At 44.2% G+C, this 22,955-nt stretch carries 10 protein-coding genes; 7 read left to right on the forward strand and 3 right to left on the reverse strand.

The genetic code is table 11. The annotated features are described in order from the left end of the window. Positions 1–2 precede the first annotated feature (2 nt). Positions 3–2,942 (reverse strand): pullulanase-type alpha-1,6-glucosidase, encoded by a 2,940-nt coding sequence (gene pulA / locus DXX94_RS15545; RefSeq protein ID WP_181901574.1) that lies wholly within the window; start codon positions 2,940–2,942, stop codon positions 3–5. Positions 2,943–3,339: 397 nt separating this feature from the next. Here pulA and DXX94_RS15550 point away from each other — a divergent pair, with 397 nt between their 5' ends. The 4 genes from DXX94_RS15550 to DXX94_RS15570 all read left to right on the forward strand — a co-directional run bounded on the left by DXX94_RS15550 (position 3,340) and on the right by DXX94_RS15570 (position 12,574). Next, a complete protein-coding gene (locus DXX94_RS15550; protein ID WP_116017296.1) occupies positions 3,340–5,766 on the forward strand; it encodes a glycoside hydrolase family 31 protein in 2,427 nt (808 codons plus the stop codon). Between the two features lie 709 nt (positions 5,767–6,475). After that, on the forward strand, positions 6,476–9,259 hold the full coding sequence (locus tag DXX94_RS15560; RefSeq protein WP_116017300.1) for a TonB-dependent receptor: 2,784 nt from the start codon (positions 6,476–6,478) through the stop codon (positions 9,257–9,259). Between the two features lie 240 nt (positions 9,260–9,499). Further along, positions 9,500–11,002 (forward strand): tryptophan halogenase family protein, encoded by a 1,503-nt coding sequence (locus DXX94_RS15565; protein WP_116018579.1) that lies wholly within the window; start codon positions 9,500–9,502, stop codon positions 11,000–11,002. A 72-nt stretch (positions 11,003–11,074) separates the two neighbouring features. Next, complete coding sequence (locus DXX94_RS15570) at positions 11,075–12,574, forward strand: tryptophan halogenase family protein (protein ID WP_116017302.1); 1,500 nt, start codon at positions 11,075–11,077, stop codon at positions 12,572–12,574. Between the two features lie 92 nt (positions 12,575–12,666). Here the strand turns inward: DXX94_RS15570 and DXX94_RS15575 are convergent, their stop codons facing one another. Beyond that, on the reverse strand, positions 12,667–14,460 hold the full coding sequence (locus tag DXX94_RS15575; protein ID WP_258872190.1) for an alpha-amylase family glycosyl hydrolase: 1,794 nt from the start codon (positions 14,458–14,460) through the stop codon (positions 12,667–12,669). A gap of 259 nt (positions 14,461–14,719) precedes the next feature. Between DXX94_RS15575 and DXX94_RS15580 the strand changes: the two genes are divergently transcribed. After that, positions 14,720–16,354, forward strand: coding sequence for an alpha-glucosidase family protein (locus tag DXX94_RS15580; RefSeq protein WP_116017306.1), 1,635 nt, complete (start codon positions 14,720–14,722; stop codon positions 16,352–16,354). Positions 16,355–17,192: 838 nt separating this feature from the next. Next, positions 17,193–19,796: a TonB-dependent receptor plug domain-containing protein gene (locus DXX94_RS15585; RefSeq protein WP_116017308.1), complete on the forward strand. Its 2,604-nt coding sequence runs from the start codon at positions 17,193–17,195 to the stop codon at positions 19,794–19,796. 128 nt (positions 19,797–19,924) lie between these two features. Here DXX94_RS15585 and DXX94_RS15590 read toward each other — a convergent pair whose 3' ends face one another. Next, on the reverse strand, positions 19,925–21,184 hold the full coding sequence (locus DXX94_RS15590; protein ID WP_116017310.1) for a multifunctional CCA addition/repair protein: 1,260 nt from the start codon (positions 21,182–21,184) through the stop codon (positions 19,925–19,927). Between the two features lie 137 nt (positions 21,185–21,321). On the opposite strand from DXX94_RS15590, the gene DXX94_RS15595 reads away from it, so the two are divergent. Then, entirely contained in the window at positions 21,322–22,944 is a 1,623-nt protein-coding gene (locus tag DXX94_RS15595) for an AAA family ATPase (RefSeq protein ID WP_116017312.1), read from the forward strand. Positions 22,945–22,955 lie beyond the last annotated feature (11 nt).

Genomic DNA, 22,955 nt, shown 5'->3' on the forward strand with positions numbered 1-22,955 from the left:
TCTTAATTTGCGGCTGGCGTTGTTTGTTGCACAAATACGGCGGTGGTAAAAGCTGGCACAGTCACAACACCGGCGGTAATTTTACTGGCTTTCACTATCTTGTCAGCGCCATCTTGCTGGCGAGGGTGCAAGGTGAATTCGCTGATATTTTTAAGGCCTACTCTCATTTTAGAAGCGCTATTAAGCTCAAACGACTGTTCAGATGGCGCTGAGTTAAATACCACCAACAGCTGCTGAAAATCATCTGCTAATGCACGCCCTTTGCCGTTATCAATATGCATGACAATGAGGCCGCTTTGTTGGTTTTTACCCGTATTTAAAAAGCTTAGCTTATCGATAATGTCTTGCTTATTCGTTAAGCGCAGCAAACGTGTGCTAGTGCGAATTGCCAAGAAATCGGTAAATACATCGCTAGCAAACCCAATGTCGTTAGCACTTGGCTTGTCACGCCCTTCATTTGCGGCGAGTAAGCGAGAAATAAGCGGCCAGTTAGCTTGATCTTTCTCTGCTGGCGGCAAACCTGCGGAATAAAAGTTTTGCTGTTTGCTAAAGTCGACGCGATTAAACCAATCACTGTAGTCATAGCTGTCACGCAGATAAGACTTTGAACGCAAAAATTCTGAACCCATATGCAAGAATGGAATGCCTTGCGCCAACAATGGGTAAGACAAACTTTGATTATGTAAACGGACGCGCTCTGCTGTCGTTAAGTCAGTGGCGTTACGATATTGGTTGTTGTCCCACAAGGTTTGATTGTCGTGCTTCGAGACATAGTTGATGGTGTCGGCAGGATCGTGCGCGTATCCGGTTGGTTGACCACCATAGAGAATGTCTTTACCAGTAACGGTTGTGCCATCGTGATCAATAAGTGGGTAATCAGCTAGGTTGCCCGCTAGGCCAACGCGCAACTGATCAAGCAGTAAGCCATAGTCAGGTTTGTTGGCATGACTATCTGTAGCATGCGCTGAAGTTAATTCGTTTGGCTTTACGTTAAGGCCGTTACCAATGCCTTGATGGCGGCGAATATCGTCCCCTTGAATATTAAAGCCTGCGCCGCGCACGGCGTCGCGTAAACGATCACTAAATGTACCTATTTCGGTGCCAGCCAGTTCAAGTTGAGAAGCTTGGATAAATTGACGATTGTTCGCCACTTCGCCAAAGTTCCAACCTTCGCCGTAAAAGTAGGTGTCTGGGTCAACAGCTCGCACGGCATCTCGCGCTGCTAACATCAAGTCTTTGGGTTGGTGGCCCATTAGATCAAAACGAAAACTGTCAATTTTATAATCGCGTGCCCACACAACTAACGAGTCTGTCATCAGCTTGGCCATCATAGTGCGCTCGGTGGCCGTGTTGTCGCAACAGGTTGATTGTTCAATGTCACCTGTTAGTGGGTGCAAACGCTGGTAATAGTTTGGCACTATCTTATCAAGTACTGCCGTGCGCTCTAGGCGAGCTTTATGTGTATGGTTATAAACCACATCCATCACGACCCTAAAACCCAAATTGTGCAGGTGCTGGACCATTTCACGAAATTCAACAATACGACTAATACCGTCTGGATTTACGGCATAGCTGCCTTCTGGCACTGTGTAGTGAAATGGATCATAGCCCCAGTTGTACTTGTCAAAGGTTTTCAGCTCGGTAACAAGTGCCTGTGCTTCGCTGCCCATAGGGTCAAATTGCGATAGCACTTGCTTGAGCGATAGCTTGGCGTCTAGGTTTTGGCTACACAGGCTAATGTTTGGTTGTTTTTGACAAATATCACCAACGGTTGAGTGTAAATCAAACGCCTCGCCTTGCGCTTCATTCACCGTACCTATATCAAATGCGGGGAGTAGGTGAATATGGTTAAGGCCAGCGTCTTTGAGTGTATTGAGGTGGTTCATGCCATCTGAATTTTGCTCAGTAAAGGCTTTATATTTTCCGCGATATGCAGTGTTAGAGAGCTTTGCCTCATTGGCGCTAAAGTCGCGAATATGCACTTCATATAAAACTGCATCCTCTGATGCGGCAAGCGCCGGTTGCGCTTGGCTTTCCCAATTTTTCGGCTGAGTGTAATTGGCATTTAAATTGACAATCTGACTGTATTCACTATTAGTCGACAAGCTCAGCGAGTAGGGATCCGTGGTAACAATTTCTTCAACCTTGCCCGTTGCTGGATGGTAAACACTAATTCGGTATTGATAAAACAGTGTTTCGGCACTGGTTGGCAACTTGGTTTGCCAAACACCTGTCTGCTCATCGAACCCCATTGCCATTTGTGCTGGAGCTGCTGGCGATTTATCTTGGTTGAATAACAATAAGTCGACCGAAAGTGCTGTTGGTGCCCAAAGTTTAACGTTAACTGCGCCATCTAAAACACTCGCCCCTAGATCATTGACCTCATCGGCGTCATTGGCTTCGCGTGTGTATAAATCGTCAATAACAGCGCCAGTTTGCACATAGGCAACAATATGCTGAGCTGTTTTATGTTGACCAGTTTTACCGTTAGCCGTCTGCTCAAATACATACAGCGGTTGCTTTAACCAAGTTTTTGCTGTTGCTGGAGCAATACTCACAGTAAAAGCTTGGAATTCTGATAAGTGTGGAAACTTGATAGCTAATGCTGGTGGAAAATCAATTGGCACTAACTTTGTACTTAGTTGTTGGCCTGAAAGCTGGTTGGTAGCGGGCGTGATTGACTGAGTGGCTAAACGATAACTTTTTTTCGCGTTTGCATTTGCCAGCACTATCACGTTTTGACTTAGCCAATGCGCGCTAAAAGATGATGCTTGTTTGTCGATATTAATTAAATCGCCAGTGGCCATATCATCGGTGACTAGTTGCTTGCCTTGGCTTTTGCTGGTTGACTCGTCGCTAATTGGCTGGCAGCCAGTTGTCAGTAGCATTGTTGGCAGTACAAGTGTTGGTAACAGTAATGACGGTTGTAAAGTTTTTGTCAATTTGACTCTTGGTAACCTAAGTGTTGGTAGTGTGGCGTGTTTGCTAATCATATGATGATCCAAAATTCCCCGACTAATTGCTTATGTTAAAGCATGTTGTTTTTATGGTTGCCATGGTAAAAGGTCTGGGTAGCAAAGATATCATTTGCATACGTATTCAGTCGTTTAACTGGGCTACCATCAACACTCAAGCCAGCAAAATAATTACAATGAACCTACAAAAATAAATATTTCATGCAGTTGGTTATTGATCTCCTAAGCATAGCGAATGCCTAGCGTAGCTTGCTTTAAACAAGACATTTACATAGTTCTTTGAGGAATACGCTAGGCTCTAATTGTGCAATCGATAACGACAAAATAAGCATTACGTACCACATCAAAACAGGGGGAAATAGCAATGCGTTACCTGATAACAGGCTTGCTAGTACTTTCGAGCAGTTCATTTATGGCATCAGCCAGTTATATTGAGCATGCTGTCAAGGAGCATAGCGTTCACATTCTCGGTGATGAGGCTTCATTCACGTTGACCGCATACCAGCACAACGCTATTGAGGCTGTGTTTGCCAGTGAGCATCACCGGGAGTTGTCCTCGTATGCCATTGCCCCCAATGCTAAAGGCAGTGCCTTTCAAGTAACAGAAACCCCTAGCAATTTACAAGTCACCAATGGTGCTATTACGGCGATTGTTGATAAAACGTCGCTTACCATTCGTTATCAGCGTGATGGTCAGCCGTTATTAACTCAAACGGACTTTACCAGTCAGCCAGCAGGCATTTCGTTTAGTTTTGCCATTGATGAGCAAGAAAAGCTTATTGGTGGTGGCCAGCGTGTGCTTGGGATGGATCGCAGGGGACATAAACTGCCGCTTTACAATAAGGCTCACTATGGCTACACCACTGAATCAAGCCAAATGTATTACAGCCTGCCAGCCGTGCTCTCATCGAAAAAATACATGCTGTTATTTGACAATTCAGCGACTGGGGAATTGGACTTAGACAGCAGTGCGACGAATACCGTTAAGTTGTCTGCCGTTGGTGGCCGTGCCAGTTATATTGTTGTGGCTGATAACTCATACCCAGCGTTAGTGAAAAACTACGTGGAACTAACCGGTAAGCAACCGCTGCCACCGCGTTGGTCACTTGGTAACTTCGCTTCTCGCTTTGGTTATCACAATCAGCTGGAAGTTTACGATGTTGTCGAGCGTTTTAAGCAAGAAGATATGCCGTTAGACGCGTTGGTGCTTGATTTGTACTGGTTTGGCAAAGACATCAAGGGGCATATGGGCAACCTAGCATGGGATCGCACAGCCTTTCCAACGCCTGAAAAGATGATCGCTGACTTAAGCGCTGACGGTGTGAATACGGTTGTGATTACCGAGCCTTTTATTCTGTCAACCTCAAATCGGTGGTTAAAAGCCGTTGAAAACCAAGCGTTAGCGCTCAACAGTGCAGGAGAGCCGTATCGCTTTGATTTCTACTTTGGTAATACTGGCCTGGTGGATGTATTTAACGAGCAAGGCACCCAGTGGTTTAATCAAGCATACGAGCGTTTAGCTGAGCAAGGCGTTACCGGTTGGTGGGGCGATTTGGGCGAGCCGGAAGTGCACCCTGATGATATTTTGCATACCTTAGCTGATGGCTCGCAAGTGCGCGGCGATAATGTTCACAATGTTTACGGACATAAATGGGCGGAAATGGTGTATCAAAAAAGTTTGGAGCTGGTGCCAAATCAGCGACCAATGGTGATGATGCGCTCAGGGTTTCTTGGTAGTCAGCGCTACGGCATGATCCCTTGGACAGGCGATGTGAGCCGTTCATGGGGTGGTTTAAAGCCGCAGGTAGAGCTTAGCTTGCAAATGAGTTTATTTGGCCTTGCTTACACCCACTCTGACCTTGGTGGCTTTGCTGGTGGTGAAGCGTTTGACGCAGAAATGTATACCCGCTGGTTGCAATATGGGGTATTTCAGCCAGTGTATCGCCCACATGCGCAAGAGCATATTGCGCCTGAGCCAGTGTTTCACGACGAAGAAACCAAGCGTATCGTGCGAGAGTTTATCAAGCTTAGATATCGTTTATTGCCATACAACTACACGCTAGCGTTTGACAACACAACGACCGGCATGCCATTAATGCGCCCACTCATGTTCGAGAATGAACAAGATCTATCGCTGATTGATGAGCAAAACACTTACTTGTGGGGAGATGCTTTTTTAGTGACTCCTGTAACGCAAGCTGGAGCAGCGCAAGTTGATGTTAACTTTCCTGATGGCGTGTGGTTTGATTACTTTACGGGGCAGCTGGTGACGGGAGGAGAAGTGAAAGCTTATCCTGTTTCGCTATCAAGCTTACCTGTATTTGTTCGTGCGGGTAGCTTTGTGCCAACAACCACAGACATTGAAAACACCAAAGCCTACAATCCAAATCAGTTTAACTTGAATTATTATTACCACGATAGCATTGCTAACAGCACAGGTCAGCTATACCAAGATGATGGTATCAGCCAGAATAGCTTGGCTAATAAGGCTTACCAGCTTTGGCAATTTGAGGCGACGAATAACTCAAACCAGCTAGCGATAGATTTTGGGCAATCTGGCAAGGGTTTTACTGGTTTAGCAACGAGCCAAGCGGTTGAATTGATGGTGCATCATTTGCCACATAACCCTAAGGAAGTGTTATGGGCGAACAAGAAGCTGCCATTGTTGCATTCTAAGCGCGCATATTCGCTAGCAAGTGCTGGCGCATTTTGGGACGCTGACACACAAAAATTACAGGTGAAACTAGCGTTGAATAAGTCGCAGCAACAGCTTGTAATTAAAAAGCACTAAGATATTAATTGACACTAAAACATGGACGTTTTAGTTAACTTTTCAACAAACTCTTTACTCCTAAGTAAGCCCCTAAAAGTTTGTTTGGTTTCAAAGCTTTTATGTATTTGGACGTGCTCTAACCAGTGCTCTAGCCAAATTAAACTCAACTTACTTACTAATTGCTCTCGAATAACATCCAAGTAATATGACAAACATACGGGTTTGCATACGTATTCAATATCCCATAATTCAAGGAAAGCAGTTATCGCGCCCCTAGCTAATAAAATAACGATTTTCATTCAACAATAGCCAATAAACAGGAGAATAATGCCTTTTTATCTTCCTATTGAGTTAATCGCTAGCACATATAAATCAAGTAATTAAGGTGCTTAACGTCATAGTACAGGCGATTTATTCTTCGAGAGTTTCCCATCTTTTATATGACAAATTAACTTGTGTTTTTTAATTTTTTGAAAGCGCTTACATGTTGATTTTGTTGGCCTTGTTGGTAATTGCTGACAAAGATGAATACGTATGCAAAATGTGTTTTTAGCTTAGGCTGCAAATTACTATTAGCATATCCATCTGTACCTATGTCATGAGCTTAGTGTCACGAGCTGTATGTGAGAGGGGCGTTGGAACTATCAATTATTAATAAGAAGTCATCACATCAGCGGGATGCTGAATACAATTAAAACAACAAGGATGAAACGGGGGAGAAACCTACATGTTAAAGTTCAAACCAAGCAAAGTAACGCTTGCCATGGTTTCTGGTGGTTTAATGGCGACCAGCTTACCAGTACTTGCCCAAAACGCTGACGAACAAGCGGCAGAGCAAGAAGTTGAAATTATTGAAGTACGTGGTATCCGCGGCTCATTACAACGCGCACAAGCGATCAAAATGAGTGAGAAGTCGATTGTTGAAGTACTTTCAGCAGAAGATATTGGTAAATTACCAGATACTTCAATTGCAGAATCTTTGTCGCGTTTACCGGGTGTAACGGGTGAGCGTCGTAACGGTCGTACTAGTGGCTTATCGGTACGTGGTTTCAATGAAAACTTCGTTGCCACTTCACTTAACGGTCGTGAACTTTTAGGTATGGGTGACAACCGTGGTGTTGAATTTGACTTATACCCAACCGAAATTGTTTCAAATATCGTGGTTTACAAGTCGCCAGAAGCTGGCTTATTAAACCAAGGTATTGGTGGCACCATAGACCTACAAACGGTTAGCCCACTAAACACGACTGAGCGCACACTAGCGTTTAACGCGTCATACGAAGAAAACGGTGACGAAGCCGCAAACCCTGACTTTGACAACAACGGCCATCGCTTATCTTTCAACTATGTTGATAAGTTTATGGACGACACTTTAGGTTTAGCACTTGTTATTGCGTCACAAGAAACGCCGCGTCAGGAAGAGCAATTCCGCGCATGGGGTGACGGCAACTATGCAACAGATCCTGATGGCAATTTTATTATAGGTGGCCACGATTCGTTTGTTCGTTCTGCGATGCTTGAGCGTGACTCAATTGCCGCAGTTGTTGAATATGCACCAACTGATGATTTAAAAATTCAATTTGATGCCTTATACATCGACTTCGAAGAAAACGACGTGAAACGTGGTCTTGAAGAAGGTTTAATTTGGGGCGGTGTAAATTACACCTCAACTAACGTTGAAGATGGTTTTGTAACCTCTGGCTTTTACGATGGCTTCCATTCTGTTGTTCGTAACGATGGCTTAAGCCAAGAAGCAGAATTAACGACATTCGGCTTAAACATTGAGTATGCGATTAACGATGATTGGACGTTAGTTGCTGACTTCTCTACAGGTGAAGTTGATAAAGACATTATTGACGTAGAAAGCTACTCAGGTGTTGGCCGTGCAGGTACTGACGGTCGCCCAACGCCAGCACGTTCATGGCAACAAACGTCATCAGGCATCTTCTTTAGTCCGCACCCGACATTATCTGATGTCGACTATACCGATGAAAACTTAATTCGTTTAGCTGGCCCACAAGCATGGGGTGCGCCAGTGATTGGTGCAGATGCACAAGATGGCTTTATTAACCGTCCAACGTTCGAAGAAGAGCTTGATGCCATTCGTCTAGAAGTTAACGGTGTACTTGAGTACGGTATTGTGTCTGGTCTAACTGCAGGTGTGGCTTATGCAGACCGCAAGAAAGAGAAGATCAACGAAGGTGATTACTTAACTGCACCAACATACCCAGGTGACGGTCCTATTCCGGATGTGTTGGGTGTTGCTGACTTAAGCTTCCTAGGTTTAGGTGGTGTCTTAGCTTACGACAGTGTTGGTTTGTACCGCAGCGGTTATTACACAGAAACGCCAGCGTCATTAGTACAAACAGACCGCTTGGGCGATACCTACACAGTTAACGAAGAGCAAACCACGGTTTACGTAAAAGTAGATCTAGATGCTGACTTTGGCGGCGTATACATGACCGGTAACTTCGGCTTGCAGTACGTTGATGTTGACCAAGAATCTTTCGGTTTCTCAACGGTTGAGAATGCGCAAGGTTTTGTTGAAGCAACACCTGTTAGCGGTGGTGACTCATACGGTGACTTACTACCAACGTTAAACTTAAGTTTCGAAGTTGCTGAAAATCAGTTTGTTCGTACCGCTATGGCAAAAGTATTAACACGCCCACGTATCGATGATATGCGTCCTAATGCGCGTGCTACTTTTGCCTACAACGATAACCAAATTAACAGTGCAGATCCTTCAAATGGCCCATGGAGCGGTAACTCAGGTAACCCGCTGTTAAAACCATATGAAGCAAACCAGTTCGACTTATCTTACGAGAACTACTACGCTGATGATGGCTACTTTGCTGCGACTTTCTTCTACAAAGAACTAACAAACTGGCACCGTAGTACGTCAATCTTAACTGACTTCACGCCAGTGTATATCCCATCGCTACATCAAGACTCAAACGGCAATGCACCAGCCACCCTAAACGGCTTTGTTGATGCTAACATTGATGGTTTCGAAGGTTTTGTGCGCGGTTACGAATTCCAAGCAAGTTTACCACTTCGTTTAGTTGCTGATGCACTTGATGGCTTTGGTATTGTGGCGAGCGCAACATACCTTGATGGCGAGCTAGACGAAAACGAAGAGGCAGGTGTTCCTGCTGGCCGTGTTCCCGGTTTGTCTGAAGAGTCTTACTCATTCACCGCTTACTATGAAAATAACGGTTGGGAAGTGCGTATCTCGGGTACTAAGCGTGATGAGTTCGTGACTGAAACTCGTGGTACCAGCTTAGCGTTAACCGAAGTTGCACGCCAAGGTGCTGAACTTTGGGATGCACAAATTGGTTACGACTTTGATGCGTCAGGTATTGAGTCGTTAAAAGGCTTGCGTATTACGTTGCAAGGCCAAAACTTAACAGATGAAGACGATGTTGAGGTGAACTTAGACGATCCGCGTTTAGTGGTACGTCATCAGTCATTCGGCCGTAACTTTATCTTAGGCTTAAACTACCGCTTCTAATTTGATGCGGTAAACCTAGCGAATAAAACCTGCTAAATTCCTATTTAGCAGGTTTTTTGTTTTTGGCTCTTTTACTTTGGCTCCTCTAGTTTGATTAAGCTCACTTTTTTCGCTGTAAAAGTGGGTACACTAAGAAGCTAGAAAATTATAAAAAATAAAACATTAACAATAATTACGATAAGCAGTCTTATACAATAACGTCAATATATGATGAACAACTCAACGAAAGCGGAATCTTCAATGTTACATTCTCAACCCATCCGAAAAGTCGTCATTTTAGGTGGTGGCACCGCAGGCTGGATTTCAGCAGCCTTACTTAAAAAGTTACTTGGAGAGGCAGTTGCCATTGAACTCGTTGAGTCTGAAACTATAGGCACAGTAGGGGTTGGTGAAGCCACGATTCCCCCGATTCAAGTGCTTAATTCTGTACTTGGCATTAACGAGGCGGAGTTTTTAAGGGAAACCAAAGCAACCATTAAGCTGGCTATTCGTTTCGAAAATTGGAAACAACAAGGTCACCAGTACTACCACTCATTTGGCGCGATTGGCAAAAGCATGGCGTTTTGCCATTTTCATCATTTGCTTAAACGCGCTGGTGGTTTAGATGACGAATCTCAGCTGTGGCAATATGACTTAAATTACCTGTGTGCAGAAGCAGGCAAGTTCGCCAAAATAAAAAGCAAAGATCCGATTATTGATATGCCTTACGCCTATCATTTTGACGCGGGGTTGTATGCTCAGTACTTGCGAAAGTTTAGTGAAAAGCTGGGTGTTGTTCGCACGGAAGGCTTGGTTGAACAGGTTGTTCAATGTCAGCAAAGCGGCAGTGTTCAAGCACTTGTATTAAAAAGTGGGCAAAAGGTGACAGGCGATTTGTTTATCGACTGCTCAGGTTTTAAAGGCTTGCTGATTCAAGACACCTTGCGCACTGGCTACGAAGATTGGAGTCATTGGCTGCAGTGCGATAGTGCGCTTGCTGTGCCAACAGAGCGACATGAAAAAACGGCACCTTATACCCGTTCAATCGCACATAGTGCAGGCTGGCAATGGCGTATTCCACTGCAGCATCGAAACGGTAATGGCCTAGTTTACTCGAGCAGCCATTACTCGCAGCAAGAAGCCGCTGATATTTTGATGAGCAACATCGACACTAAACCGCTTGCTGATCCGAAACTCATTCGCTTTCAAACCGGTCGCCGTTATCAGCAATGGCATAAAAATGTGATTGCCGTTGGCCTTGCTAGTGGCTTTCTAGAGCCGCTGGAGTCCACCAGTATTCATTTAATTCAGTCGGCCGTTGTGCGCTTAGTACACTTGTTCCCACACCAAGGCATTACGACGGATATTGTCGATGAATACAATAAACAATCGAAAGTTGAGTTTGAGCAAATTCGCGACTTTTTAATTCTGCATTATCACGTTACAGAGCGCACCGATAGCCAGTTTTGGCGTGATATGCGGGCAATGGAAATTCCAGATAGCTTGCGCCACAAAATTGCTTTGTTCCAAGAGAATGGTCGTCTATTTCGCGATCAAAACGACTTATTCTTGGAGAACTCTTGGCTTCAGGTCATGGTGGGGCAGGGCATTATTCCGAAAGATTACCACCCCACGGCTAATAGTATGTCGCTTGAATATATTGAAGAGACGTTGAAAAAAATCAAAGCGATTAAAGCGGATCCGGTCAGTAAGCTACCATCGCATGATGAGTTTTTAGCTCACTATTGCAAATTAGGAAAATAGTGTCAGCTTGGAAAATAGCGTCAGTTAGAAAGTCAGTGGTAGTTAACAAAATAGCGAGGAGTTGTGCACTCAATGAATAAGCCATTCAATATTGTTATTCTAGGGGGCGGTACCGCAGGCTGGATGGCGGCTAATCTATTTGCCAAGCGCTGGGGCAATAAGGTGAAAGTGACCTTAGTGGAATCGCCTGATGTTGGTATTATTGGCGTAGGCGAGGGCTCTACGCCTAGCTTGAAACGCTTTTTTGAAATCTTGGGCATTGAAGAGCACCAGTGGATGGCGCGTTGTCAGGCAACTTACAAACTCAATATTCGTTTTAATGATTGGTCTCCGGCATCCGGTATTACCAGTTATAGCCACCCATTCCCTGCACAAGTAGACACTTTCACCAAACGCGCTTTTATGGTGAATGCGCAAACTCGCCGAATGGGCCTAGACACGCATATTCAACCGGAAGACTTTCTACTTAATGGTGTCCTAGCACGTCAAGGGAAAGGGCCAAAGGTAGGGGCTCACTTCCCCTTTAAAATGGAATACGGTTACCACTTTAACTCAGCATTACTGGGGGAGTTTTTAGCAGAATTTGCACAGGGTCTCGGTGTTGATTACCAGCAAGCGCATATCGCCGACATTACCCGTTTAGAAAATGGCAATATCAATTCACTTGTTACCGATCAAGGGGAAGCTATTTCCGCTGATTTTTTTGTTGATTGCACTGGCTTTGCTGGCTTGTTGATGGAAAAAACACTAGGGGTGGGTTTTAACTCCTACAAAGAAAACTTGTTCAATGATGCCGCAGTGGTGCTGCAAACACCTTACTCGCCAGAGCAGGCTGCTCAGATTCCCGTTGAAACTGAATCAACGGCATTGTCGGCGGGTTGGTGTTGGAAAATTCCTTTAACAGAGCGCTTTGGCAATGGTTATGTCTATAGCCAAGACTTTATTAGCGCGGAGCAAGCAGAGCAAGAATTTCGACAACACCTTGGTGTGTTAGATGACAATGTTGAAGTTCGGCATTTAAAAATGAAAGTCGGGCAACTGAATCAACACTGGTCACATAATTGTTTGGCGCTTGGCTTATCACAAGGCTTTATTGAACCACTTGAAGCAACAGCGCTGCACCTTGTGCAAGTGAGTATCGAGCTGTTTATGCAAAAACTTGAAGCAGGGCACTTTAGTGCTCAATATCAAGCGGAATATAACGAACTGGTTTCAGAGCGATTTGAACGGGTGCGCGATTACATAGTTGCTCACTATAAACTGAATACCCGAAACGACAGTGAGTATTGGCGAGCTAACCGCGACAATATGAAGCTTTCTGATTCGCTAAAGGAAATTCTTCACGTTTGGTATAGCCGAGGCGATATTGCCAAAGAAATCGCACGAAAAAACATTAGTAGCCATTTTGATGAGATCTCATGGCATTGTTTATTGGCAGGCTATGGCGCGTTTCCGCTGTTACACCCAAATCAGCCGGGCAAGGGTGACTTATACCAAGAAAAAGATATTCAAGCCTTCTTGGCAGGATGTGCGTTAAACTTTGATAGGCATAATACGAATCTATCGATGTAATACATTGATAAATTGCAGCATTAAAGAAAGGTAAAACATTGAAAACAAAAGGACGCCTAAGCGCCCTTTTTTTTAACTGACTGAGACTTAGCCTAGTTTGACAATTGGAAAATTGCTACGCTAAGTGGTGCCATGTTTAGATTTAATTGGTTACTTTGCGAATTACCCTCTGCTGCCCCGGATTGATAAATTAACTTCTCGACATTTTGCGACAGCAATATATTGGCGTTACTAGTGTGGTTGGCAGTATTAAACGCTACCAAATATTGCTCGCCCGATGGCAAAGTGCGCGTCACGGCAAAAATCTCAGCCTTGTCATTGCTATGAACAACTTGTTGCTGACCGTAGCGCAGTACAGGGTGAGCTTGATAGATTTCTGCCATTTCTTTAAGCGCTAAATACAAAGGGTGCAATTGGTCAAAGTTGTCATCCTCGGTGGTTTTATCTGTACCTAACAGGTCATCATCGTTATAACTCGCCACTTGCGATGGCATCATATCTTGGCGTGAGTCATGGTTGCCGCCGTCACCAACAAAGCCTTGTTCTGTGCCATAGTAGGTCACAGGGATACCACGCAGGAAGTACATCATTTGATGGGCTAACGTTAAACGCGCAAGTTTTTCTGCCTCAACGTAGTTGTGCTCGCTTTGCTGCAAATACCAAGCGAATCGGCCAAAGTCATGATTGCCGACAAAATTAAGTAGTTGGTTTTCATCGCTATCGTGATCGCGATATTTAACATCTTGCGCAAACAAATTAGCTAATTCACTTGTACCTTTTTGGTCTACTAAAACGTTGCGAACCGCAAAGGCAAAGCCGAAATCGAGTACCGATGGCACTTTGCCTTCGGTGGTGAATCGACTCAAGACATCAGGGTTCCCATCGAAAACCTCTCCGAACATAAAGAACTTGGGCAAACCTTGCGATTTTGCATGTTCAACTAGGGCAGGCGAGAATGCTTGCCAGAACTCAATATTTACGTGCTTAACTGTGTCTATTCTAAAACCGTCAGGCTTGAATTCGGTGATAATGTCTTTGAATACCTCTGTTAAACCCGCCACTACCTCTGGATCATCAGTGTTAATATCGTCTAAACCAAAGAAGTCGCCATAAATAGAATTTTCACCTTGGAACGTAGAATCACCTTGGTTGTGATAGTACTTAGTGTCATTTAGCCAGCTAGGTACCTTTAGATTTTCCATACCATCTGGCACAAACGGTGTGTACTTATCGCCTGCGGCAACTTGTGCCAACGACTTATATTCACACTGCTGTTCGCCATCAGAAAAGGCAGTTTCGCCTTCACCATGGCATTCTTTATAGCGGATCACATCAGCTGTGTGGTTGGTAATAATATCGAAGAATACTTTAATGTTCTCATCGTGTGCGGTATCGATAAAGCGCTTTAAATCAGCGTTTGTGCCTAGGTGTGGGTCTATTTCCGTGAAATCGAGCACCCAATAGCCGTGGTAGCCAGATACATCACCTTGCACTGCTTGATTGCGCAAAATAGGGGTTAACCAAATGGCGGTAATGCCCATTTCTTTTAGGTAAGGAATTTTGTCGGTTAAGCCTTTTATGTCACCGCCGTGATAGTAACTTTTGCTGGTTTTATCAAAGCCGCCACGTGAAATTGCAATGTTCTCGGAGCCTAGGTCATTGGCAGTATCACCGTTGTGAAAGCGATCCGGCATGACGAAATAAAACACATCATCTTGAATGTCACGGTTTAAGTAGTGCGCGAGCGTCGAAGTGTTTTCTTGCTCGACAATCGAAGTATTATTATCGCTTTCGTTCGAGTTATTTGAATCGTTACAGGCGGAAAGTGCTAGCGTCACGCTCAAGGCCATGCTTGAGAGGACGAGAGGCTTGTTAAGTTTCATCATAGTGGCGTCGATTAGTTGTTATTTATTTTGTATTTTAGTGCCAAATTATCGCGTCATTAGCTGTTTGGAAACAAACTACATACGTATGCAAACTATATTGTTGCATACGCTGGCTTGCATACGTATGCAGGCCGTTCACATCACTTGCTAGATACCAGATACTGAGCACCATCTATAACTAACAATTGTTTATAGCGAGCCTAGAAGGTAGGGGGAAGCTGTACTTCTGAGCGCGTAATGTAAACATCATGGGATTCTCATGCAGCAACAACCTTGGTGGCGCGGCGCCGTTATCTATCAAATTTATCCTCGTAGTTTTATGGATGCCAATAACGATGGCATTGGTGACCTGCAAGGTATTATTGCCAAACTTCCTTACATCAAAAGCTTAGGTGTCGATGCGATTTGGATTTCACCGTTTTTTAAATCACCAATGAAGGACTTTGGTTACGACATTAGTGATTACCGTGATATTGATCCTATGTTTGGCACCATGGCTGACTTTGATAAGTTAATGGCTGATGCGAAAGCCAAAGATATTAAAGTTATCATTGATCAAGTCCTTAGCCATACATCAGATCAGCACCCTTGGTTTTTGGAAAGTCGCGAGAGCCGAGACAATGCCAAAGCTGATTGGTATGTGTGGGCTGATGCCAATCAAGACGGTTCACCGCCGAATAACTGGTTGTCGATTTTTGGTGGCGTAGCTTGGCAATGGGAGCCAAGACGTCAACAGTACTACTTGCACAACTTTTTAACAGAGCAACCCGATCTTAACTTCCACAACCCTGAAGTACGCAAGCATGTGTTAGATAACGTTGAATTTTGGTTGAAAAAAGGCGTTGATGGCTTCCGTTTAGATGCGATTAACTTCTGTTTCCACGATAAGTTATTACGCGATAATCCTGCTAAAGCCATTGAAGATCGCAAAGGCCGTGGCTTTAGTGAAGACAACCCTTATGCCTTCCAATATCACTACTACAACAATACTCAGCCAGAAAATGTTGAGTTCATGGAAGAAATCCGCGCCTTAATGGATAAGTACCCAGGTGTGGTGACGCTAGGTGAAATTTCCTCTGAAGATTCACTGCAAACCATGGCTGAGTACACAGAAGGTGATAAGCGTTTGCACATGGCGTATAGCTTTGAGCTGTTAACGGAAGATTGTTCGCCGAAATACATCCGCGACACCATTGAAGAATTAGAAACCAATATGGCGGACGGCTGGCCGTGCTGGGCAATCGGTAACCATGATGTGCAACGTGTCGCCACACGTTGGAATAAGCATGACAAAACCAAAGCAAATCCTGCTCAGGTAAATATGTTTAATGCAATGTTAGCTTCGCTACGCGGCAGTGTGTGCAGTTATCAAGGTGAAGAACTCGGTTTGGTTGAAGCTGAGCTAACCTTTGAGCAGTTGCAAGACCCTTACGGTATTACCTTTTGGCCAACGTTTAAAGGCCGTGACGGTTGTCGTACACCTATGCCATGGCACACCAATGAACAACATGGTGGATTCACTAATGCTGAGCAACCTTGGTTACCTGTTGTTGATAGCCAACTTGCCAGTGCCGTTGATGCTCAGCAAGGTGTTGCGGGTTCAATGTTGAGTCGTTACCAAGGCTTTATGGCGTGGCGCAAGCAACAGGGCGAATTGCTATACGGTGATATTGAATTCCTCGAAGCGAGCGATAGCGTGCTAGCCTTTACTCGAGAATTTGAAGGGCAGAAAGTACTCGCGGTATTCAATTTTTCAGATGCCGCTCAGTGCTATCAGTTGGGTCAAGTACAATTGCTTGAGCAACTATCAGGACATGGTTTCGATGCCGTGCAAGCAGATGAAAAGCAAGTTGAATTAACAGCCTACGGCGCTGCATATTTCCGCCTAAAATAGCCAATTTAGCGGTAATTTGTCCGAACAAATTGTTGATTAAACGGTTTCGTATAAGCCCTTTGTAGCGTGCTACAAAGGGCTTTTTCATTTCCGTCAGTTACTGATTAATATCTATAGGTCGCTTACTGATCACTGACAAAACCATACCTCTACTAAATACTGATAATACTACTTTCATTTCAGGGCTTTTATGTCGTTGAAGTGGCTCTATTGCCAATTAGATTGATCAGTGAATTCTTAATAAATGCACTGAGCAAATAGATTTATTTGCACGCTAATTTCCCGATTGAATTCGATTAGTAGTGAGTGATTAGTGAACAAGTACATTCGCCATTAACCTTACTTTTTATCATGGAAATATCGCCTAAGTGGCAGAAATGTAAGTTAAAATTCACATTGTAATTTAGATGTTAATTTTGCTGCTGCTCACTAATTTAGGCTGTTTTTTGGTCTATTCAAACACAGGTTTTAAACAAAATTTGAAAAAATTTTTTGTAATCACTTATACGAAATTGTTCGCATAGTACGCTAACCCTGTTTAGCCTCTAGACACTGATAGCGCTAGCTTTGAATGATTTATGTGCAATGAATCATGTTCCGTATTTTTCGTAGATACTCTGATGAGCTGAACAGAATTCATCCATTTTCCCAAAACCCTCTCTTGTAAAGCCATATTAGCTGTTTTATAAATAATTGAACTTAGTCGTTTTGTGTTGCTGCGTTTAGCCGCTAATCACTAGCTAAGCAAAATAAATAAGTGCGCAAAGACGCACTCAAAAAACAAAACACATAAAAATAATTAGTTAAAAATAACTATAAATTTTTGGAAGGAAATAACATGTCTACTACATTCCGTGCTGGCGCATTAGCCTTAGCCGTGGGCGCTGCGCTGGGTACAGCTCCAGCCTACGCGTTCGATGATGATGCCGCCGTTGAAGAAGTTGAAAAAATCGTTGTTGTTGGTTCACGTGCTGCGCCACGTTCAATCGCCGACTCTGCTGTTCCCGTTGATATTGTGGGTGGTGATGAGCTAGGTAAGTCTGCTTCGAGCGATATGCTTGATCAGCTGGTAAGTTCAGTACCGTCGTTTAACGTACGTGCTCAACCTATTTCAGATGCTGCTACGCTAATTCGTCCAGTGAATTTACGTGGCTTATCGTCAGATTCAACCCTAGTTCTTGTCAATGGTAAGCGTCGTCACCGTGCATCAGTTATTGCCTTCCAAGGTGGTGGTGTTAACGATGGTGCCCAAGGTCCTGATATTTCAGTTATCCCTTCAGTTGCATTAAAGCAAGTAGAAGTGCTACGTGATGGTGCTGCGGCTCAATACGGCTCTGATGCAATTGCTGGTGTAATGAACTTCGTTTTAAAAGACGATGCCGATGGTGGTTCACTGTCGATTAAACGTGGTGAATTTTACGAAGGCGACGGTGCTACAACGACTATCGATGGTAACATCGGTATGCCATTTACTGATGATGGCTCGGTTAACTTAAGCTTCCAATACAAGCAAGCTGATGCAACTAGCCGCTCTGTTCAGCGTGCCGATGCTCAAGGCATTTTTGACGCTGGTAACACGGCAATTCAAAACCCTGCACAAATCTGGGGTAATCCTGAAATTGACGACGATATCACTTTGTTTGGTAACGTTAAGTTAGATTTGGGTGACGACAAAGAATTCTATCTATTTGGTAACTACGCAGAGCGTGATGTTACTGGTGGCTTCTACTACCGTAACCCTCATAACCGCGGTAACGTATATTCAATTGATGGTGGCCAAACGCTATTAGTGGGCGATGTTGGTTTTGCAACTGACGGTGTACCAACTTGTACATTGTCTAACGCTTATGCGGAAGCCTTCCTAGGTGGCGACGGCAGCTCATCAAGTGTTTCTGCAAATGTTGGTAACGTATTGAATACGCAGGCGTATCAAGATTTAGTTGCAGATCCAAACTGTTTCTCAATGAACCAAATTTTCGAAGGTGGTTACACGCCTCAATTTGGCGGTAATATTACGGATACATCACTAACTGCAGGTGTTAAAGGTGATATTCAATCGGGCTTCTTAGAAGGCTGGTATTTTGATTTAAGCGGCTCAGTTGGTCGTAACGAATCTGATTTCTTCTTGAAAAACACCTTAAACCCTTCACTTGGTCTAGCGACTCCAGTTGATTTCGATACTGGTAAATATATTCAGTTAGAAAAAACCTTTAACTTTGATTTAGTTAAAGGTGTAGATATCGGTTTAGAAGAACCATTAAACGTAGCAACCGGTATTGAATTCCGTGAAGAAAGCTTTGAAATTATTGCCGGTGAAGAAGCGTCTTGGGTCGCTGGTCCATATGCAGAACAAGGCTTTAACATCGGTTCACACGGTTTTGCTGGTTTCTCTCCAGCAGCGGCTGGACGCAACGACCGCCGCAACTGGGCAGCTTATGTTGATTTAGAAGCATACTTAACTGACGACTTTATGGTTGGTGGTGCACTACGTTGGGAAGACTTCAACACCTTTGGTAGCACAACCAACTACAAGTTAACGGCGCAATACTCGTTAACTGAAGAAGTGTCATTACGTGCTTCAACAAGTACTGGTTTCCGTGCACCGACGGTTGGTCAAGCAAACGTGGTTAACACAGCAACGTCACTTGTGAACGGTGAGCTAATTCAAAGCTTCTTAGCGCCACCAACAGATCCTCTATCTTCTTTCTACGGTGGTCGTGAACTAGACCCAGAAGAGTCAGAATCATATGCAGCGGGTCTTGTTTACTCATCAGGTGATTTCTTCTTAACGATTGACGCCTACAGCATCGAAGTAACTGACCGTTTAGCACAGTCTAGCCAAATTGACGTGTTGCCAGAAGATTACGACGAGTTACGTGCACGTGGTGTACAAAACCCTGAATTAATCTCTGCGGTAACATTCTTCGCGAACGATTTCGATACTACCACTCGCGGTGTTGATATTGTTGCTAACTACTCAATGTCGTTAATGGGCGGCGATACGCAATTCGCGCTTGCTTATAACTTTAACGAAACGGAAGTAGATGAGTTCAACCCTGAAACGGTTAGTGAAGGTAAAGTTCGTCGTTTAGAAGAAGGTATGCCAGATCACCGTGCAACCTTCACGGTTAGTCAAAGCTGGGATGAGGTTGCTGCTTTCGTTCGCTTGAACTACTTCGGTGAATACTACGCAGTGCATGCTGATGATACATCAGACTTGTTCTCAGAGACTGCTGATGCGGCAGTAACGGTAGATGTAGAAGCTAGCTACTTTATTAATGACATGTTCACTGTATCAGTTGGTGCAAGTAACATCTTTGACCAAGAAGCTGAAGAGCTACAAAACGGTGTTCCTGAGATCTTAGGTGCGCAGTACTACGAAAGTGGTCCATTCGACTACAACGGTGGTTTCTACTACGCGAAGTTAACGTACAACTTCTAATTCTGTCACCACTCCCTTTTAAACCCTGCCTTGGCAGGGTTTTTTTATGCCTACTGCAAAAATAGAGTAAACAAACGATGATAGCGTATAAGAATGGCTTTTAGGCAATTTTGCTGAAACAGGGGGCGCTAGCTTAGCTTTGCCAATAATTCTGCCTTTTTCTCAGCGATTACGTTGATTTTAGCAGCAGTCATCGCCTCTTTAATTGCTTTACCTTGCAGGCCCTGTTCAACGAAAGGTTTAGCAATCACTTGTTTACCCACATTAGCTAACTCGGCGATATAATCTGCTTGTGGGTAATCATTATGCTCTGCGCCCATCCGGCCTAGGCTATCGGCTCGGCAAACGAGCAAAATATTCGCTAATAGCTCAGGTTTACGTTGATACTCACACTGCTCTAGCAGTTTTAATACTGTGCTTGGCTTAAGCTCAAATGCGCGATGCACATTAAGATGAAACTGCGAGACTTTAGCTGCTAATAGTTTGTAATCGTTAGGCACTTTTAAACGCGCCGCGACTTGCTCTATAACTTTGACGCCTGCCAGTTCATGACCGTAATGTTTTGGCCATTTTGCTTCGGGGGTTAAGCCTTTGCCTAGGTCATGACAAAGGGCGGCAAACCTAACTTTCGGCTCAGCTGACAGTTTTACAGCTTGTTTCAGCACTAACATAGTATGTTCGCCTGAACAGATTTCAGGGTGGTGTTCGACAGGATTAGGAATGCCCCACAGTTTATCTAGCTCTGGCCAAAGTTCTTTTAAAGCACCACAGGCTCTTAGCACCTCAATAAATACTTCCGGGTTAGGCTCAGTTAGTGCCCGCTCCATTTCCTTCCAAACACGCTCTGCTGATAATGCCTTCAGTTCACCACTAGTTGCTATGTTAGTCATTAGCTCTAGAGTGTCATCGGCAATGGTAAAACCGTACTGATGATAACGCGCGGCAAAGCGAGCAACGCGTAATACCCTCAGAGGGTCTTCACTAAACGCAGGTGATACATGGCGAAGAATGCGATTGTCGAGGTCTTGCTGGCCATGGTAGGGATCGATTAAGTCACCATTTGGCGCTTGCGCCATGGCATTGACGGTTAAATCACGGCGGATTAGATCTTGCTCTAAGGTAACATCTGGCTCGGCGTAACAAATAAAGCCAGTGTAACCTTGCCCTTGCTTACGCTCAGTGCGCGCTAGGGCATACTCATCTTTTGTTTCTGGATGCAAAAATACAGGAAAGTCTTTACCAACTTGTTGAAAGCCTAAATCAAGCATTTGCTGTTGGCTGGCGCCCACCACCATATAGTCGTGTTCGAGCACTTTACGGCCGAGTAATTGATCGCGCACTGCGCCGCCGACCAAGTAGACTTCTAAGTCAGCTAGTTTAGTTACCATAAGCTATTTGAATTTTAATGATTTTACCTAAATTACGGTGCCATCTTACCATGAATCAGGCGGATGCTTGTATGGCCTTTGACTTATGCTGATTGAGCAGGTAGTTTGAGCGTGTAATTAACCAACGTATTGGCTTCATGTACACAAGTTTTTTTGGTCTTAATGATATCCCGTTTTCGATAGCACCTAATCCTGATTATCTATTCTTAGGTGATCGTCATAAGGAAGCCTTGTCGCATTTGAGCTATGGCTTAGGTGATACGGGCGGTTTTGTTTTATTAACCGGTGAAGTCGGGACAGGGAAAACCACTATTAGTCGCCGTTTACTGGAGCAGTTGCCAGAAAACACCCAAGTCGCCTTTATTTTAAACCCGACGCTCTCTTGTTTAGAGCTATTGGCCACCATTTGTGATGAGCTTAACGTTCGCTATAAAAAAACAGGTACCACGCTTAAGTACTTAACCGACAAAATTCAGCAAAAGCTGCTGAGTAATCAAGCAGAAGGCATTAATACTTTACTGATTATTGATGAAGCGCAGCATTTGCAACCGGAAGTGCTAGAACAGTTAAGGCTGTTAACTAACTTAGAAACGAATACCAAAAAGTTGCTACAGGTGGTGTTAATTGGCCAGCCAGAGCTACAGCAGTTGTTGCAACGTCGTGATTTACGCCAATTAGCGCAGCGCATTACCGCCCGTTATCATTTGCTGCCATTAACGCGCAAAGAAGTCGCGCTTTATATTAAACACCGTTTGACGGTTGCAGATTGCCATCGTCAATTGTTTAAACCAAGCGCGATTGCCTTAATTCATAAAATCTCAAAAGGTATTCCACGGCTAATTAACTTACTCTGTGATCGCGCCTTGGCCACGGCGTATGGTAATAATGACTCTGTGGTTAACCGCAAAACTGTGCTCACTGCCTCTGAGCAAGCGTTAGGTAGCGAATTTCACTTAACGCCTTGGTGGCAGAAAAAGTCATTAATCGCAGCGAGCATTGCGGCAAACCTAGCGATTGTGGTTGCTGGTGCCTACTGGTTTGGTGGCTACTATCAGACACAAACTCAAGCGGAAACAAGTACTGTAAATGAAGCAGCTAATGAAGTGGCTAATAAGGATCTAAGTGGCAGCAACGCTAAGTTATCAAGTCAGAAACCAGTCGATGAAAGTAGTAGCGAGCAAGCTACATTGGTTGAATCAAGCGAGCTAGCACAAGATGTAGTTCAAGTGAGTTTGAACCAATCAACACAGCCGGAAGTATTGCCAGCTAAAGTGGCGTCGGTTGAAATAGTACCTGCTAATATGCAAAATGAATTGGCGAACAATAATGCTAACCTAGAGCAAGCGACTGAACGAAATTTGAAGCCTCAATCCGCATCTGAGCCAATACCAGCCGCTGAACAAAATTTGGATTTTGATTTAAGCCAACTAGAAGGGGTGTCACCAGAATTACTCGCTAAAGTTCAGCAGGCGGTAGATGACACCGAGCAGCAACAGCCGCTAGCTCCAGCTGCTCCTGAATCGCCAGTACCTTCGTTATTAGACATGCCGAGCCATATTCAAAATAGCGTACCGGCTATGACCTTTGAAGTTCATATTTTTGCCACTGATGGCAATGGTTGGGTCAGGGTCAATGGTCGAGAGAGATATGAAGGTGATGTGGTTGCTGGCCGTGTGGTATTAGCGCAAATCAATCAAGAAGACGTTGTGCTAGAGCTTGATGGCCAACAGTTTTCACTGCCAGCCTTAAGCTCTTGGTAAGCGTTTTACAA

It is taken from the genome of Thalassotalea euphylliae (assembly GCF_003390375.1).
GTDB lineage: Bacteria > Pseudomonadota > Gammaproteobacteria > Enterobacterales > Alteromonadaceae > Thalassotalea_F > Thalassotalea_F euphylliae_A.